Annotated in this window: 13 protein-coding genes and 2 pseudogenes; 9 read left to right on the forward strand and 6 right to left on the reverse strand. The window is 68.6% G+C overall.

What is annotated here, in order from left to right; translation table 11 throughout:
- Nucleotides 1–87: 87 nt before the first annotated feature.
- Entirely contained in the window at nt 88–573 is a 486-nt protein-coding gene (locus HG542_RS20475; protein ID WP_171083523.1) for a hypothetical protein, read from the forward strand.
- 492 nt (nt 574–1,065) lie between these two features.
- The gene (locus HG542_RS20480; RefSeq protein WP_171083525.1) at nt 1,066–1,761 is read left to right on the forward strand and encodes a tetratricopeptide repeat protein; all 696 of its coding nucleotides are present in this window, start codon (nt 1,066–1,068) and stop codon (nt 1,759–1,761) included.
- Nucleotides 1,762–2,160: 399 nt separating this feature from the next.
- On the opposite strand, the gene HG542_RS20485 is transcribed toward HG542_RS20480, so the two are convergent.
- The 6 genes and pseudogenes from HG542_RS20485 to HG542_RS20510 form a co-directional block, all read right to left on the reverse strand.
- Entirely contained in the window at nt 2,161–3,039 is an 879-nt protein-coding gene (locus HG542_RS20485; RefSeq protein WP_171083528.1) for a transposase, read from the reverse strand.
- Between the two features lie 123 nt (nt 3,040–3,162).
- Entirely contained in the window at nt 3,163–3,762 is a 600-nt protein-coding gene (locus HG542_RS20490; protein ID WP_171083531.1) for an SMI1/KNR4 family protein, read from the reverse strand.
- A 102-nt stretch (nt 3,763–3,864) separates the two neighbouring features.
- Nucleotides 3,865–4,667 (reverse strand): annotated as a pseudogene (locus HG542_RS20495) (IS5 family transposase).
- Nucleotides 4,668–4,738: 71 nt separating this feature from the next.
- Nucleotides 4,739–5,095 carry a hypothetical protein gene (locus HG542_RS20500; RefSeq protein ID WP_171083533.1) on the reverse strand — a complete coding sequence of 119 codons (357 nt, stop codon included), beginning with the start codon at nt 5,093–5,095 and terminating at the stop codon, nt 4,739–4,741.
- Nucleotides 5,092–5,271: a hypothetical protein gene (locus HG542_RS20505; protein ID WP_171083535.1), complete on the reverse strand. Its 180-nt coding sequence runs from the start codon at nt 5,269–5,271 to the stop codon at nt 5,092–5,094. Before HG542_RS20505 ends, HG542_RS20500 begins: the two co-directional genes overlap by 4 nt.
- Nucleotides 5,272–5,623: 352 nt before the next feature.
- Complete coding sequence (locus HG542_RS20510; protein ID WP_229922806.1) at nt 5,624–6,673, reverse strand: GH25 family lysozyme; 1,050 nt, start codon at nt 6,671–6,673, stop codon at nt 5,624–5,626.
- 657 nt (nt 6,674–7,330) lie between these two features.
- Between HG542_RS20510 and HG542_RS20515 the strand changes: the two genes are divergently transcribed.
- From HG542_RS20515 to HG542_RS35255, 7 genes and pseudogenes are all read left to right on the forward strand, one after another.
- Nucleotides 7,331–11,068, forward strand: coding sequence for an nSTAND1 domain-containing NTPase (locus HG542_RS20515; protein WP_229922807.1), 3,738 nt, complete (start codon nt 7,331–7,333; stop codon nt 11,066–11,068).
- 324 nt (nt 11,069–11,392) lie between these two features.
- Nucleotides 11,393–11,755 (forward strand): peptidoglycan-binding domain-containing protein, encoded by a 363-nt coding sequence (locus tag HG542_RS20520; RefSeq protein ID WP_229922808.1) that lies wholly within the window; start codon nt 11,393–11,395, stop codon nt 11,753–11,755.
- 350 nt (nt 11,756–12,105) lie between these two features.
- Nucleotides 12,106–12,192 (forward strand): annotated as a pseudogene (locus HG542_RS36065) (peptidoglycan-binding domain-containing protein); the annotation flags it as partial.
- A 220-nt stretch (nt 12,193–12,412) separates the two neighbouring features.
- Nucleotides 12,413–12,718, forward strand: a complete 306-nt coding sequence (locus HG542_RS35245; protein ID WP_229922809.1) for a trypco2 family protein — start codon at nt 12,413–12,415, stop codon at nt 12,716–12,718.
- A 64-nt stretch (nt 12,719–12,782) separates the two neighbouring features.
- A complete protein-coding gene (locus tag HG542_RS20530) occupies nt 12,783–14,174 on the forward strand; it encodes a peptidoglycan-binding domain-containing protein (RefSeq protein WP_171083544.1) in 1,392 nt (463 codons plus the stop codon).
- Nucleotides 14,175–14,333: 159 nt separating this feature from the next.
- Nucleotides 14,334–14,642, forward strand: a complete 309-nt coding sequence (locus HG542_RS35250; RefSeq protein WP_229922810.1) for a hypothetical protein — start codon at nt 14,334–14,336, stop codon at nt 14,640–14,642.
- Nucleotides 14,633–14,875: a type IV toxin-antitoxin system AbiEi family antitoxin domain-containing protein gene (locus HG542_RS35255; protein WP_255316042.1), complete on the forward strand. Its 243-nt coding sequence runs from the start codon at nt 14,633–14,635 to the stop codon at nt 14,873–14,875. Before HG542_RS35250 ends, HG542_RS35255 begins: the two co-directional genes overlap by 10 nt.
- Nucleotides 14,876–15,040: the final 165 nt, after the last annotated feature.

Raw genomic sequence — 15,040 nt, forward strand, 5'->3', positions numbered from 1 at the left:
GTGACTGCGTTGCGATCGGTCTAGACTGACTGACGAGGTGGAGGGGCGACTCTCGGGAGTTGCCCCTCCTGGTTGAGGAGGTTTGAATTGCTGCTCTGGGACTATGAGTCGGAGGGGTGGGAAGAGTCCCTTTCGGCTCTTTCCGTCGAGCGGCGACGATCGATTTCTCTCGAAGCAATCTCCGTCGCGCTCGACTCCTTCCGTCCATCCTTCGAGGCGCTCTTTGCGCAAGAGACGGTTTCGTTCATTCGGCAGACATTGCTTCGCTGTCAAGGACTGCTTGAAGGAGAGGATGAAGAGGGGGTCGGGTCGGAGGAATTTTTCGATGCCCTTCACTTGCTGCCCGACCGTGACAGTGCACTTGGGCTGACGTCCCTGGTGATGGCCATCTCAACTTACGTCGACTGTCTGGGTGGTGAAATGAGTGCGGCGGACACTCTTGAGGTGATGTCGGCGTCATACGAGGCTGTGCTCAACAGTGAGCGGATTCCAAGGGTGACGCCGGATACGGAGCGGCAGAACGACAACTGTGTCAGGCTGATTGAGATTCAGCGTAGGCTGGTCGTGGACTGATGCTTTTCGTGCTCACCTCGGGAATCATGAGCGTGATTCTTGCATGTACTCACAGTTGGTCTGGTGTGAGCGAAGCCAACATGCCGTTGATCCGGTCTACCCTGACCTACGGGATCCGAGCCTGCTTGTGCGGTGCTGAAGATGATGGATCCCTGTAGTCATTCGTCCCTGCGGCAGCCGTCACCCTGTCGGGGCCCGCGCTGGCCTGCCGTCCCCGACTCACGATGCCGCCGAACTGTCTCCCGTGCTATCTGAACCCGAGACCGGGCGCTTCGGTACCCGGCTCGAGGTGTTCATAGGCCGAAGGGATGCAGTACGGGTCGCTTGAGATGGAGAGTCGCATCGACTGACGAGACCCGCGACTGGCGGGCCTACCCGGCAGGTGTTCCGCTGGCCGTACTGGTCGAGCGAGGAGACGGTGCGTTGGCCTGTGGGGATGCTGTAGCTGCGGGCAACTGGTATATGCATGCGAAACGCCGTGGCGCTCCTGGAATGAGGGAAAAACTTGTCGGCCTCGCCTCTCGACTGGAAGAGCTGCTGAAGTGCGGGGATGCCGAGGCGAAGGCTTTGCTCGGCGGAGTACTTCTCGACACAGGATCCGATCCTGCTCGTGCTGCACGCCTTTTCGGTGAGGCGGCAGAAGCCGGCGTAGTCGAGGGGAAACGCGGACTCGGTTTTATGCTCAACAGCGGTGTCGCCGTCCATAGGGATCCAGTTAAGGCAAATCAACTTTCCCTTGAGGCGGCCAACAGTGGTGACGGGTACGCTGCATACAACCTTGCCATCAATTACTATAACGGTCATGGCGTTGGTCGAAACGTCCGCGAGTTCATGCGATGGCTGAGGTGTGCGTCGGAGCGCGGGATCCCAGAAGCCTGTGCGTTGCTTGGCGACAAGCTGTCGGCGCAAGGCCATGACGAGGAGGCTTTGTCCTGGTACGTGTCAGCGGCGGAATCCGGCCATGCTCCCGCAATGTACGTGGCAGGATGCTGGTATCGCGACGGCACAGGTGTGGATGCAGATCCTGTTCAGGCAGTGCGATGGTTCCTGACCATGCTCGACCGCGGTAACGCTGACGGGATCCATGAGGCCATTCAGCTTGCGCGCGGCATGACGGAAGCGCAAGTGCGTGAGGCGGGACGTCTGGCACGTCGTGAGGCAGATGCCGTCCTGCTCATGCGCCGCTGAGGATTATGGATCCGGTGGGGCTGATACTGACCTGCTACCAAGTAGGTGACGGTAGTCAGTTGGGTTGATGCGGGCCTGCACTGGTCACCTTGGCGTTTGCGAGGGAATGGCGGCGACGCCCCACACCGCGGTGACGGTCGCTCGCGACGTTTGCCGAGCCACGCGATGAGAGGCAGCCGGCTGTGGTTTGGCAGCTGGCGCGTTGACCGGGACACGAACACCGGGCCGTCCACGGTCGCCGATGGGTGTGGATCCTGGCTGCACCCGACCGTGATTGCGGCAGAGTGAGACCTAGGCGGCTTGGGTGAAGTGCGGTGCTGTTCTCCGGATCCGGTCGCGTTGCCGCAGCATCGCCCGGTCGACGGCCTCGCCGATCGCGTCAGTGCTGGTCTGGGCACGTTACGGATAGTCCTGGTACTTCGCTTGGCGCCATACCAGCTCGATGTCGTTCAACTCCGGGCTGTGCGGCGGGAGATAGGACAGCTCCACCCCGATCTTCACCAGCTGGCCCCGCTGGCCTTTGAATACTCTGGACGTGTGTGCGGAGGCGTTGTCCAGCACCACCGTGCACGGCGGGGCACGCTCACAAGCCGGTATCGCCTCGATGCCGAGGCCGTCGGCGGACAGCTCCAGGGCACCGACTCTGCCGCGCAGCCCGGCGATCCACATGCAGACGAAATCCAGCAGCACGGTCCCATCGAACTTTCCACAGGCGCGCTGCCAGAGCAGGTCCGGGGCGGTGCCAGCGATCTGGGCGCCGAGCACGTTGACCCGCCGGTTCTGGTGTCCTCCCGGGGCACCACCGCCCGCTGCCCGGTTCTCGCCGGTGGGCATGGTCGGGGCGAACCCGGACTCGTCCAGGAAGATCAGGTCACGCTTCCCGGTGTCGGTGTCCTGTCGCAAGGCCGCAAGTCCTCCAGCTGGGCCCAGGCAGTCTGCTGGAGGACGGGGGTCGGCCTGGTGCCGAACGCTGTTGCGACTGCGTTTCCAGCGGAAGCCGTCGCGACGCAGCAACTCCCACAACCAGTACGCGGAGATCTCCACGCCGCGCTGTGCACCCAGCCAGTCGCGCAGCGCGGGGACGATCCAGGTGATCCCCACCTCGTCAGAGGCGTCCAGCATCTCGGCCAGCGCAGCACGATCGTCCGGGCCCAGGATCTTCGCCGGGCGGCCCGGCCGGGCTGCGTCCGGCAGCGCGGCCAGGCCGCCCTTCTCGAAACGGTGAACCGCGGCGCGGACGTTGACCGGGTTGCATTTGACATGGAGGTACTTCGGCATGGCGTCCCTCCCGCAGAACGCCTACCCCCCCCCCGCAGCCCACTTCACCCAGACCATTTAGAGATCGTCTCGTTTGGCTCTCCAGGCAACTTGGTGGGTGCTGCGACTGCCGTGGCGGCAGGGTTACATGCCGCGGTCTGGCCCGCTCCACGGCTCTGGGCGTTCGCCAACGGTCATTGGAAGCCGGCGCAGCTGTACCGGGCCGGGGTAGAAGGCGGCCGTGTTGGGGCCGGCCATGTCTTCGCCGATGAGGTAGCGGTAGAGCCATTCGGCGAAGCTCATGTCGTAGCGTGCCCAGCCGCCTTCACCGTCTTCGACCAGGAGCCACGGGGCCGTGGCGCTCGCAGCGACGAGGAAGATTGTCTCGCCTCGGTCGGTGCTGGCGATCGGCCACAGTCCGTTGCGGGTGCCAAAGCTCAGCTCCGTGAGTCCGCACAGCAGGCGGGGGTCCTCGTCCGGGTCGAGGTCGTCCCACGACACCTCGGACCAGGCGCGGACCGTGTCCCGTATGCCCTGGCCCAGGTTCCAGCGTTCGGTCGCGGGGTGGTGCAGGTACAGGTGGCCGTTAAGCTGGATGGGAGCGTAGGCGTCCACGAGGGTCTGGTAGTCGGTCGGCAGCCGGATGTCGAGTTCTGCGTGGAGCCGGTCCCAGGCGACGGGGTCGGCGTAGCGGTTCTGGGCTGGGCCGAGCATCGCCATGGCGGCGGCCAGGTAGTCGGTCATGGCGTTCCTCGCTGGTGTGTGCCGTCTATGCGGCGGGCACCCCCCTCTATCGGGGGCATTCGGTTACGGCATGGATCATCCCAGCTCGGAGGGGCTTGCCGGTCAGGCTGTCAGCCTGCGGTAGCAGATCAGGACGGCGGCGATGCCGGCGAACGCCAGGAAGTGTTCGGCCTTCCGCTCGTAGCGACGGTGCAGACGGCGGCATCCGGACAGCCACGCTACGGTGCGCTCCACGGTCCAACGGTGACGGCCAAGGCGCTGGGAGGATTCGATGCCCCGGCGCGCGATACGCGGTGTGATGTTGCTGGAGCGGAGCCACGTGCGCAGCCGGTCGGAATCGTAACCCTTGTCGCCGTGCAGCTTGGCCGGTCGACGGCGGCGCGGCCCACGGCGGGAGCGGATGGGCGGGATGCCCCGCACCATAGGCTCCAGACCCTGACTGTCGTGGGTGTTCGCAGCCGAGATCCCGATGAAGAGGGGCAGACCGGTCTACTCCGTGCTCAAGTGGATCTTTGATCCCTTCTTGCCGCGATCTACGGGATTCGAACCCGTCAGGTCCCCCCTTTGAGGGCCCGCATGTTCACCGAGTCGATCGCGCACCGCGACCAGGCCAGCCCGCCGCGTGCGCCGAGCTCGTCCAGGACCAGACGATGGAGCTTGCCCCACACGCGGGCCCGGCTCCACTCGGTGAAGCGGCGGTGCGCGGTCGGCCCGGACGGGCCAAAGCCCGGCGGCAGTTGCCGCCACGTGCAGCCGGTCGTGGCCACGAACACGATGGCAGCCAACACCTGCCGGCCCCCGTACCGGCGCCGTCCACCACCCTGCGGCCGCACCGGCGCCGCCGGAACCACCCGCTGGAACAACTCCCACAACCCGTCCGGCACCAGCCGCTCCACCATCGCCATCACGGCCGCCAGCCTAGTGATCAAGCCAGTTGAGACGATCTCTTAGGCCCAGTAGGCCCAGAAACGATGGTTCAGTCCGCCGTCGGTTCTCCGGGAGCCGTCGGAATCTCGCTGAAGTCCATCGGTTCCGTGAGGTACAGCTCCGAGGTGTCCAGCTCGTGCGGCGGGCGTAGGCCCCAGCGGGCCTCGGGTTCCGCCTCGCCGCGCTGTTTCAGCCGCGCCGATCCGATCAGGCCACCGCTGACGTACATCCCGCGCCACAGGACCGTGCTCGGCTCCCGGGTGGTGAACCTGGCTCCCAGGCCGCTCTCGGAGCCGATGCCGAGGCTGCCGCGCACGCGGCCGAGATCGAACTCCCCGACGACCGCGTCGGCGCCCAGGTTCACCACCGAGTGCGCACCGGACTCCTTGGCGATGACCACGATCACCGGCCCGCCGATGCCACTTCCATGACCAGCACCCACTCCCGCCGCCACTTTCCCCGCCGGTACAGGTCGAGCACCTGGTCTTCGACGCCGGCCAGGTCGGCCAGGCGGCTGACCCGCACCGCCTTGGTCTTCAGGACGAAGGATCCGCCCCGCCGGAACTTCAGCCTGAGCCCCACATGCCCCGAGGGCAGTCAACCCGCGTGGGCGACCTCGCCTACGGATGCCGGTCCGGCCAGCCCCCCGAGGCCAAGGATGACGGCGGCAGCCGCCGAGCTGCTCAAAGTGGAGAACTTCATGAGTTCGCTCCCATTTTCGATCAATGCGGGCAGTCAGGACTGTGGTGGCAACGGGTTGCCCGGGGGTGGGACGAGCCGCACCGGACAACAACGTTCGGACAGCGACCGGGCCCGAGACCACTCGGCGGGTGAAGACGCCGATGGGGCATGGACAAAGCCTGCAGCACACGCCGTCGCCGTATTTCCATCGTTGTTGCGCACCCCCGTTGCCACCGCATGCAGCCGGACCCGGTCAGTTGACCAGCGCCAGCCAGGTGTTGGGGCCGACGATGCCGTCGGGGGTGAGCTGGTTGCGGGTCTGGAAGGCGACCACGGCGTCATGCGTGGCGGCACCGAAGGAGCCGTCGACCGACAGCGCCGCGCCATGGGCTTTCAGTTCGGCCTGCACCGCGCTGACAGCCGGACCGCGGGCGCCTTGCCCAACGGTGGTGATGAGGGCTTGCCAGGTGTGGGGCCCGACGATGCCGTCGGGTGTGAGCTGGTTGCGGGCTTGGAAGGCGACCACGGCGTCATGCGTGGCGGCACCGAAGGAGCCGTCGACCGACAGCGCCGCGCCATGGGCTTTGAGCAGGTACTGGATGGTGGTCACCTGGCGGCCCTTGTACCCCTGCTGGACGACCGGCCACGCGTCGGCCGCTGGGGGCGGTGGGGGCGTGTAGGTGCCGTTGGCGGCGAGGTTCCGCAGGTCCTGCTCGGTGCCGTTGAAAACGTCCTGATCACCGGGAAACGCCCCCGAGTCGGACGTCTGCCAGAAGGCGTACGTGGACCAGCCGCTGGGCAGGGGGTGTGGAGTACCGGTCCAGCTGCCGATCCAGATCAGGTTGGTGGCGGCGAAGGCGGAGGAGTTGCCGGTGCACTGCGACCACCACGACGTGTTGGTGTTGATCACCGGGTGGCGGCCGGTGCGGCGCCGGTATTCGTTGTCGAACGAGGCGATCCAGCGCACTGTCGCACCCGGACTGACCCCGTAGCAGGTCGGCAGGCCCGGCGTCGCCTCGATGTCCAGGACACCGGGGAGGGTCCTGCCGTCGGGCTGCCAGGCGCCTCCGTGGTCGATGAAGTAGTCGGCTTGGGTGCGGCCGGAGGATGTGTCCGGCCTGGCGAAATGGTAGGCGCCGCGGATCAGGCCGGCCTCTGCTGCTCCGGCGTATTGCGCGGAGAACCGGGAGCTGGTGTACGAGGTGCCCTCGGTGGCCTTGATGTAGGCGAAGGAGGCTCCGTCGGCGGCGACGGAGGACCAGTCCACGGTTTCCTGGTAGGCGCTGACGTCGAGGCCGCGCACAGGGGTACCTGCAGCCTGCCGCGATGGCAGTCCTGGGGCCCGATCGGTGCCATGCGCTTGGCGGGCAGGGCCGTCGAGGCCGGTCTGTGCGGTCGGCGTAGCGAACGTCGCCGTCGCCGATGCCGAATCCGGGACGGTAAGCAGGGCGGCGGCGACGGCAGTTGCCGCGGTCAGTGCACCGCGCGCCGCCCGCCTTCCGCGTCGAGCACTGCAAGACGCTTCCTGAGGCTGTCGGGGATTTCTCGGTTTCCATGCCATCTGCGCAGATCCTTCCCTCGTCCGGCAATTGCGGGGGTGATGGTGAGCGGCACAGCGGGCCCGAAGCGCAACGGATACGGCCCGACCGTGCCCTCGCCGGGTGGGCCGGCGACACCCCCGTCGCCGCCGGTCCACCGCCTTTCTCCGCGGTCCGTGTGCACCGTCGGAGTGCTGACCGCCGTCACAGCGTCGTGGGCCCGCTCGTTGTTGCGCACCCCCGGGCCATGCCGTGCAACAAACCTCCCGGCAGCCGGTCGTGGGAGTCGGCTGGCCGAAAAAATGCTGTCCGGATATGCGACCGGTGCATGACGGTGCCAAGGTGTCCGTCCAAAAGCGTGCTGACCCTTGGGGGTTGGGATGGGACGTCGTGAGGGTCCGCTGGATCCGGGGGCCGGCCCCGTGCAACGCTTCGCGTTCGAGTTGCGCAAGCTGCGCCAGGAGGCGGGAGGGCCGACCTACCGGCTCATGGCGCAGCGCACCGAGTACTCGGTCGCCACCTTGTCGAGAGCGGCCGCAGGTGACCAATTTCCGTCCCTGGCCGTGGTATTGGCCTACGTGCGGGCATGCGGCGCAGACGCCGGGGAATGGGAGCAGCGCTGGCACGCGGTGGCCCGGGAAGTGGCCGGCGAGCCGGCGGATGCCGACGATGCGGACGCCCCCTACCGGGGCCTGGCCCGCTTCGAACCCGGTGACCGGGATCTGTTCTTCGGGCGCGACCAACTCGTGATGCAACTCGCCGAGCGCGTGCGCACCCACCGTATGGTCGCGGTGGTGGGAGCCTCCGGCAGCGGCAAGTCCTCCTTGCTGCGCGCGGGACTCATCCCCACCCTCCGGAGCCAAGCTTCCCCGGGGTGTCTGCTGGCGGCCATCCGCATCCTCACCCCCGGGCCGCGCCCGCTGACCACCCATGCCGACGCGATGACGTCAGGTGAAGGCCCCGGTGACACGGTCGTCATAGTGGACCAGTTCGAGGAGCTGTTCACGCTGTGCGCAGATCCGGCCGAGCGGGCGGCTTTCCTCGACCTGCTGATGACCGCGGTGAGACCGGACAGCAGACTGCGGGTGGTGATAGCGGTACGGGCGGACTTCTTCGGCCGCTGCGCCGAGCACCGTCCTCTCGCCACCGCGCTCAGGGACGCCACCTTCCTCCTCGACCCCATGGGGCCGGCCGAACTCCGCGAAGCAATCGTCAAGCCGGCCGCAGCCGCCGGCCTGATCGTCGAGCGCGCCTTGACCGCGCAGATCGTCGAAGACGTCGCCGAGGAACCCGGCGGGCTGCCGCTGATGTCCCACGCCCTGCTGGAAACCTGGCGCCGTCGCAAGGGCCGCACCCTCACCCTGGCCGCCTACCAGGCGGCAGGCGGTGTCCACGGTGCCCTCACCCGCACCGCCGAGGAGACGTACACCCGGCTCACCCCGGAGCAGGCCGAGGCCGCCCGGCGGATCCTGCTGCGACTGATCACCCCCGGCGAAGGCGCCCAGGACACCAGCCGTCCCGCCGACCGTGCCGAACTGCAGGCGCAGAACACCACCGACCAGCCCCCGGACGCGGCCTCGGTGCTGGAACAACTGGCCCGCGCACGGCTGATCACACTCGACGGCGACATGGTGCACCTGGCCCACGAAGCTCTGATCACCGCTTGGCCGCGACTCCAGTCCTGGATCGACGACGCCCGCGACCGCCTGCGTGCCCACCGTCAGCTCACCGAAGCCGCCCGCACCTGGAACGCTCTCGACCGGGACCCCGGGGCCCTGTACCGCGGCACACGACTGGCCGCGGCCGAGGAGTGCTTCACCGGGTACCGCGCGGACCTCATCCCGGTCGAGTGTTCGTTCCTCGATGCCAGCATTGCCGCCCGCGAGCAGGAACGACGGGCGGCGGCCCGCACCACCCGGCGTATCAGGGTGCTGCTGGCCGCGCTGTCCGCGCTGCTGCTGCTCGCGTCGACGGCCGCCGTCATCGCGTACCAGCAGCGCGGATTGGCGCGCGCCGACCGCGACCGGGCGGTGGCCGAGCAGATGGTGGCCGAGGCGGGCCAGCTCAATGCGACCGATCCGTCGCTGGCGGCCCGCATGTATGTGGCGGCTCACCGAATGCGCTCGGACCCCGCAGCCACCGCAGGTCTCTTGGACACCCAGAACAGCGCACTGTCCGCTCTCTTGTCCGGACACACCCAGGCTGTGTACGCAGTGGCGTTCTCGCCGGACGGCCACATCCTCGCCACGGGTGCCGGTGACGGCACGATCCGGTTGTGGAACCTGGCCGACCCCGGGCGTCCCGTCCCGCTGGGCAGGCCTCTGACCGGCCACACCGACTGGGTGTACTGGCTGCAGTTCTCGCCGGACGGCCGGACCTTGGCCAGCGCGAGCCGCGACCGCACGGCGCGACTGTGGGACGTCCGTGACCCGCTGTACCCGAGGGCCCTCGGCAGACCGCTGACCGGACACACCGACTTCGTGTTCTCCGTGTCGTACAGCCGTGACGGACGCACTCTGGCCACCGCGAGCCAGGACCGCACCGTGCGGCTGTGGGACGTCTCCGACCCCGCACACGCACAGGCGCTGGGCCGGCCACTCACCGGGGCGGGCGACCCCGTCTCCTCGGCCGCCGTCAGCCCCGACGGCCGGACCGTGGCGGCCCCCAGTCACGATCACACGATCCGTCTCTGGAACATCACCGACCGGACACACCCGGATTTGTGGCGACAGCCGCTGGACAACCCCGACGTCGTCTACGCGGTCGCGTTCCGCCCCGACAGCCGGCTCATGGCCAGCGTGGGCAACGACCAGAAGGTGCGGTTGTGGGACGTCTCCGACCCCGCACAGGCGAAGGCGCTGGGCGAGCCGTTGACCGGCCACAGCGGCACCCTGCTCGCGGTGGCCTTCTCACCGGACGGGCGGACTCTGGCCACCGGAGGCGCAGACCACACCATCCGCTTCTGGGACGTCTCCGACCCTTTGCATCCGGCCGCCCTCGGACAACCGCTCGTCGGCCACGCAGGGTTCATCAACTGGTTGGCATTCAGCCCGGACGGGGCGTCGCTGGCCAGTGTGAGCGACGACTACACCGTGCGCCTGTGGCATCTCCCGCGCACCGTTCTGGCCGGCCACCTCGGCCACCTCACCAGCATCGCTTTCAGCCCCGACAACCGGACGCTGGCCGGCGCCGGTGACGGGACGGTACGGCTGTGGGACGTCCGCGATCCCGCGCGCGCCAGGCAGTTGAGCCGGCTGCCGGACGAGCACGCCGTCCTCCGGGTTCTGTTCCGCCCGGACGGCCGCCTGCTGGCGAGCGCCGCCGGTGACGGCACCGTACGGCTGTGGGACGTCGCCGATGTGAACCGCCCGCGGCCGGACGGCGCGGTCCGCACCGGTGCCGCCGACCCGGTCGGTGTGCTGGCTTTCGCCGCAGGCGGGCGCGTGCTGGTCACCGGAGGCCCGGAGCACAGCCTGCGGCTGTGGAACGTCACCGATCCCACGCGCCCCGCCGCCCTCGGCCCGCCGCTGACCGGCCATATCAGCCTCGTCCACTGGGCGGGCGTCAGCCCGGACGGTCACACCCTGGCCAGCACCAGCGAGGACGACAAGGTACGTCTGTGGGACCTCCGCGACCCGGCGCATCCGAGGGCGCTGCCGGACATCCGCACTAGCGACACCGGCGGCACCCAGTGGGGCGCGTTCAGCCCCGACGGAAAGCTCCTGGCCACCGCCGGCATGGGCCACGACGTGCGTGTATGGAACATCTCCACCCCCACCCGCGCCACAGAGCTCGGTAAACCGCTGACCGGCCACACCACCGCAGTGACCTGGGTGGGCTTCAGCCCGGACGGCCGCACTCTGGCCGCCGCCGGCGACGACCGGAGCGTCCTGCTGTGGAACATGACCGACCCGGCCCGTCCGGCCCCGTGGGGCAAGGCACTTACCGCCGGACACACCGACAGCATCGAGACGGCCGCCTACCGCCCGGACGGACAACTCCTGGCCACCGCAGGCCCCGACGGCATGATCGGGCTCACCCCCCTGGAACCCGGCCAGGCAATCCAGCGGATCTGCACCAGCACCGCCGGCCTGCTCACCCGGGAGCGATGGCCCGACTACGTACCCGAACTCCCTTACGCCCCACCCTGTCGCGACTGATAAGGAAACCGCGCATCACCCCCCGGCCTGGCCATTCTTGAGAGCCCAGTCGGCAGCCGGTCAGCTCCCTGTGGCGTTCCGCTGGGCCGTTGGGGACGCCGACCGAGCCTTGGGCCCTCGGCCAATTCCGCGGGTCCCCGCGTGCTCGGGGGTTTTGTTGCACGCTGCTGAACGGGGGTGCGCAACAACGCGTCGGCTCGGAACCTGAGACCTGCCTCGCCGGACAGCTCACGGGGGACGGCGCAGGCCATCGGGATCACTTCCCGCATCCGGGCCCGACGCATGTTTCGCTCGGGCGCCGATCGTCTTCTACCGGAGGTAAGCGTGTCGTTGCTCTCCCGCGCCGCGGTGCTCACCGGCGCGGCCCTGATCGGTGGCGGACTGATCGCCGCCGCCCCGGCCGCCACCGCCGCCCCGGCCCAGGCCCAGCACTTCCACTGCAAGAGCTCTGACGAGCCCCAGATCTCGGTCGGTGCCACCGGGCCCGCCGTGGAGAAGGCCCAGTGCGAGCTCAACAGCGTCCTGGACCGGCACGTCACCGCCGACGGCAAATTCGGCCCGAAGACCGAGAGTGCCACCATCGCCTTCCAGGGGTGCGCCGGCCTCAGCACCGACGGCATCATCGGTCCCGACACCTGGGGCGCTCTCGACCTCTGGTGGTGGAACGACATCGACTGCCACAAGTGAGCGATCGGTGCCGGGGCCGAAGGCCAACCGTGCTTTCGGCCCCGGCACCGGCCACCTCCCTGTCGGAGCCGCCATGCCCTACGCACGGCTCATCACCACTCGTGCCCGAGGAGTCGGATCAAGACCTCACACCGACGCGCCCTGCTGCTTCTCCTCGGTGGAGTCGCCGATACACCGTCGTCGGCCGCCGCACCGGCCCCCATACCCGCTGCGGCAGTCACCCCCTACTCCACCTGCAACTTCTACTCCGGCGACGAACCAGTGAAGCCAGGAAAGACCTACAACGACGGGCGGGTGCTCGAAGCGCAGTGCCTGACCAACACGAAACCAGCTACTTCCCACTTCTCGCCATGGACGGTATCTACGGCCCCACAACCATCCACGCGGTGAAGGTGATCCAACAGCACGCCGATCTCCCCTCCACCGGAATCGTGGACCACAAAACCTGGGGGCCCTGCGAGTCGGCGTCGAGTGGTAGATCAATACGCCATCGGGCGCCTGGAGGCGAGGCGGCGCGGCACACGGCAAACCGCCCTCTCCGGCGAGGCGGACCGCCTCGCCTCGGCCCGTCCCCAAGACCGAGCGAATTACGGGAAGTTGCAGGGACCTCCTCCCTTATCGACTGTCATAATGCGCAACCGAATAAGGGGGTCGACCATGTCGATCGCGCTTGCGGAGTTGATCGGACAACTGCGTACGGAACTGACCGAGGCAATGCACGCCGGACAGGACACGGACCTCCGGTTCGAGGTGGGCCGCGTCGAACTCGAACTGACCGTCGCGGTGGACAAGGAAGCCGCACCCGGAGCGAAAGTCCGGTTCTGGGTCGTGGAGTTGGGCGCCGAGGCAAAGAGGTCCTCGAACACCACCCAGCGGATCACGCTCGAGCTGGTTCCCCGCAGCACCGACCGGCCCGGCCAGTCGCCGTTGATCTCCGGCGCGGGACTGCCCGGCGAGCGCTGAGCACCGCGCGGCGCACGGCAGGCGGCCCGCCCCGCATTCGCCTTCGCACCGCGAGGAGCCACCCATGCCCTGGCCGATGAGGGGCCTGCAGTGGAAGCAGGCCGTGGAAGTGATCGTCACCCGCGAGGACGGCGGCGACCGGCGCGGTTCCGGGTATCTCGTGCGCCCCGGCATGTTCCTCACCGCCGCCCATGTCGTGGCGGCGGCCCGCCGGGTCCGGGTCCGCTCCGAGGAGGGGGGAACCCTCCGGTGGGCCGCGGACACCGATGTCGCCTGGTCCGGCGAGGAGATCGACGTCGCCCTCCTCGTGCTGCGCGAAACACCCGAGGCGGCCGGGCGCCTGTGCCCCGCCGCCTTCGGTGCGGTACGCAAACGCGACGCGGGCCTGGCGTGCAGTGCCCTCGGCTTCCCGCTGTTCAAGGTCCGCCAGAGCCCCAGGGGCCCGTACCGGGACTCCTTCCACGCGATGGGCACCGTCGCCCTGCTCACCGGGCAGCGCGAGGGCGTCCTGGAACTGCGCGTCCAACAACCGGAACCGGCCGCGGACCCCCGGCGGATGCCCTGGCAGGGCATGTCCGGCGCGGCGGTCTGGGCACACAGACGGATCATCGGCGTCATCGTCGCGCACCACCAGGCCGAGGGTGTTGGCACCCTCACCGCCAGCCGAGCCGACCGGTGGGCGCAGCGGGTGGACGCGGCGGGGCTCGCCGCACTGCGCGCCGTGGGGCTGCGTCCCCGGCTGCGGCCGGCGGCCCCGGCCTGGCGGAACCGCACGGTGGCGATCGCCGCATCGGGTGCGGTGCTGGCCGCCGGGGTGGCGGTCAGCTGGCCGGAGAACAGACCCACACCGCTCCACTTCCGCATCACCGGCTCGTGCACCCGGACCGGTCAGGTGCTGACCAACCGCTCCAGCGGCTTCACCCCAGGCGGCGACTACACCGACGAGATCATCGGCCCCGACGGCAAAACACCACCGGGTGTCATCACCAAGGAGACCGCCAACGGCGACGGATCGCTGAAATGGTTCTGGCCCTGCTCCAGCACCGACCAGCAAGGCACCTACCGGGTACGGGTGACCGACAACACCACCCACCGACGCACCGACTGGGTCACCTTCCGGATCGGTGACGTGGCGCCGTACACCTGCCGCTTCCGGCACGACGGCGCCCTCTGGTACGCGGGGATCAGCGACACCCGCGACGCCGCCCTCGACATGGGATCCCGCGGCTCGGAGGTAGCCGAGGCCCAGTGCCTGCTCAAGCGCCTCGGGTACCAGCTGGGCCCCGGCGAGGTCGACGGCTGGTACGGCGCGCACACCCGACAGGCCGTCATGGCGGTGCAGCAGAAGGGCCGTCAGCCCGTCGACGGGCTGACCGGAGCAGCCACCTGGCACCTGCTACGCACGGCAGCACCGGACCGGGACCCATCAGCTACGCCGCCCGGAGACCGGGAGTGAGACCTCCTACCGCTCTTCCCGCCGAACGCTCGCCGCTTCACCACCGCGTTCCTGCAAGGGTGCGGATCCTCTCAAGGGAATCGTTGAGTCGGCGGAACGCTCATAGGGATGTGTTCGGGGCTGCTCATCTCTACCGTGGCGGTGGAGGAGAGGTGGCGGATGGGCTCGCTGTTCGAGGAGTTGGAGGCCCGGGAGGCGGCTGCCCGGGTGCGGGTGGAGGAGCTTGAGGGCGCGCTCGCTGAGTTGACCGGACTGTTGGAGGAGGCCCGGGCGGGCCTGGAGCGATTGCAGGTTGCCCGGGAGGCGGTCGCCGAGGTGATGGCCGAGATGTCGGCGGACGCAGCAGGGGCGCCGGAGGAGGAGCTCGGGGTGGCGAACGAGGCTCGCGAGCCGTCGCCGTACGCGGGTGCGGAACGGCGGGTGATAGGCGTGCTGGCCGTGCCGAAGTGGCAACCGGCATGGACGTAAGCGTGCTGCCTCGGGTGTACCAGGACATCGTGGAGGTCATCTCGGACGCCCCGGGGCCGGTACGGGCGAAGCAGATCGTGCCGAGGATCGGGCTTCCCGTACAGACCGGGAAGATTGAAAGTACGCGTTCGAAGCTGAAACGGCTGGTCGAGCGGGGCTGGCTGGACGAGGAGGGACCGGGGCTGTTCACTCCGGCTTGGCGCAGGACGCCCGCATCACCCAACTCCTCGTAGTGGAGGGGCTCTTCTCTCTACAGTCGTAGGTGCCAACCAAATCGACGCAGTACGAGAAGAGCCCCAGGGCTGGAACCGTACGCCGTCAATGACGATGCTGACCCCTTTGCCCGCTCCCTCAGTGCCTTCGAATCGCTGACTGCGTGTTTCTAATCCGTCGTGCGT

This window comes from Streptomyces morookaense (genome assembly GCF_013030945.1).
GTDB lineage: Bacteria > Actinomycetota > Actinomycetes > Streptomycetales > Streptomycetaceae > Streptomyces > Streptomyces morookaensis.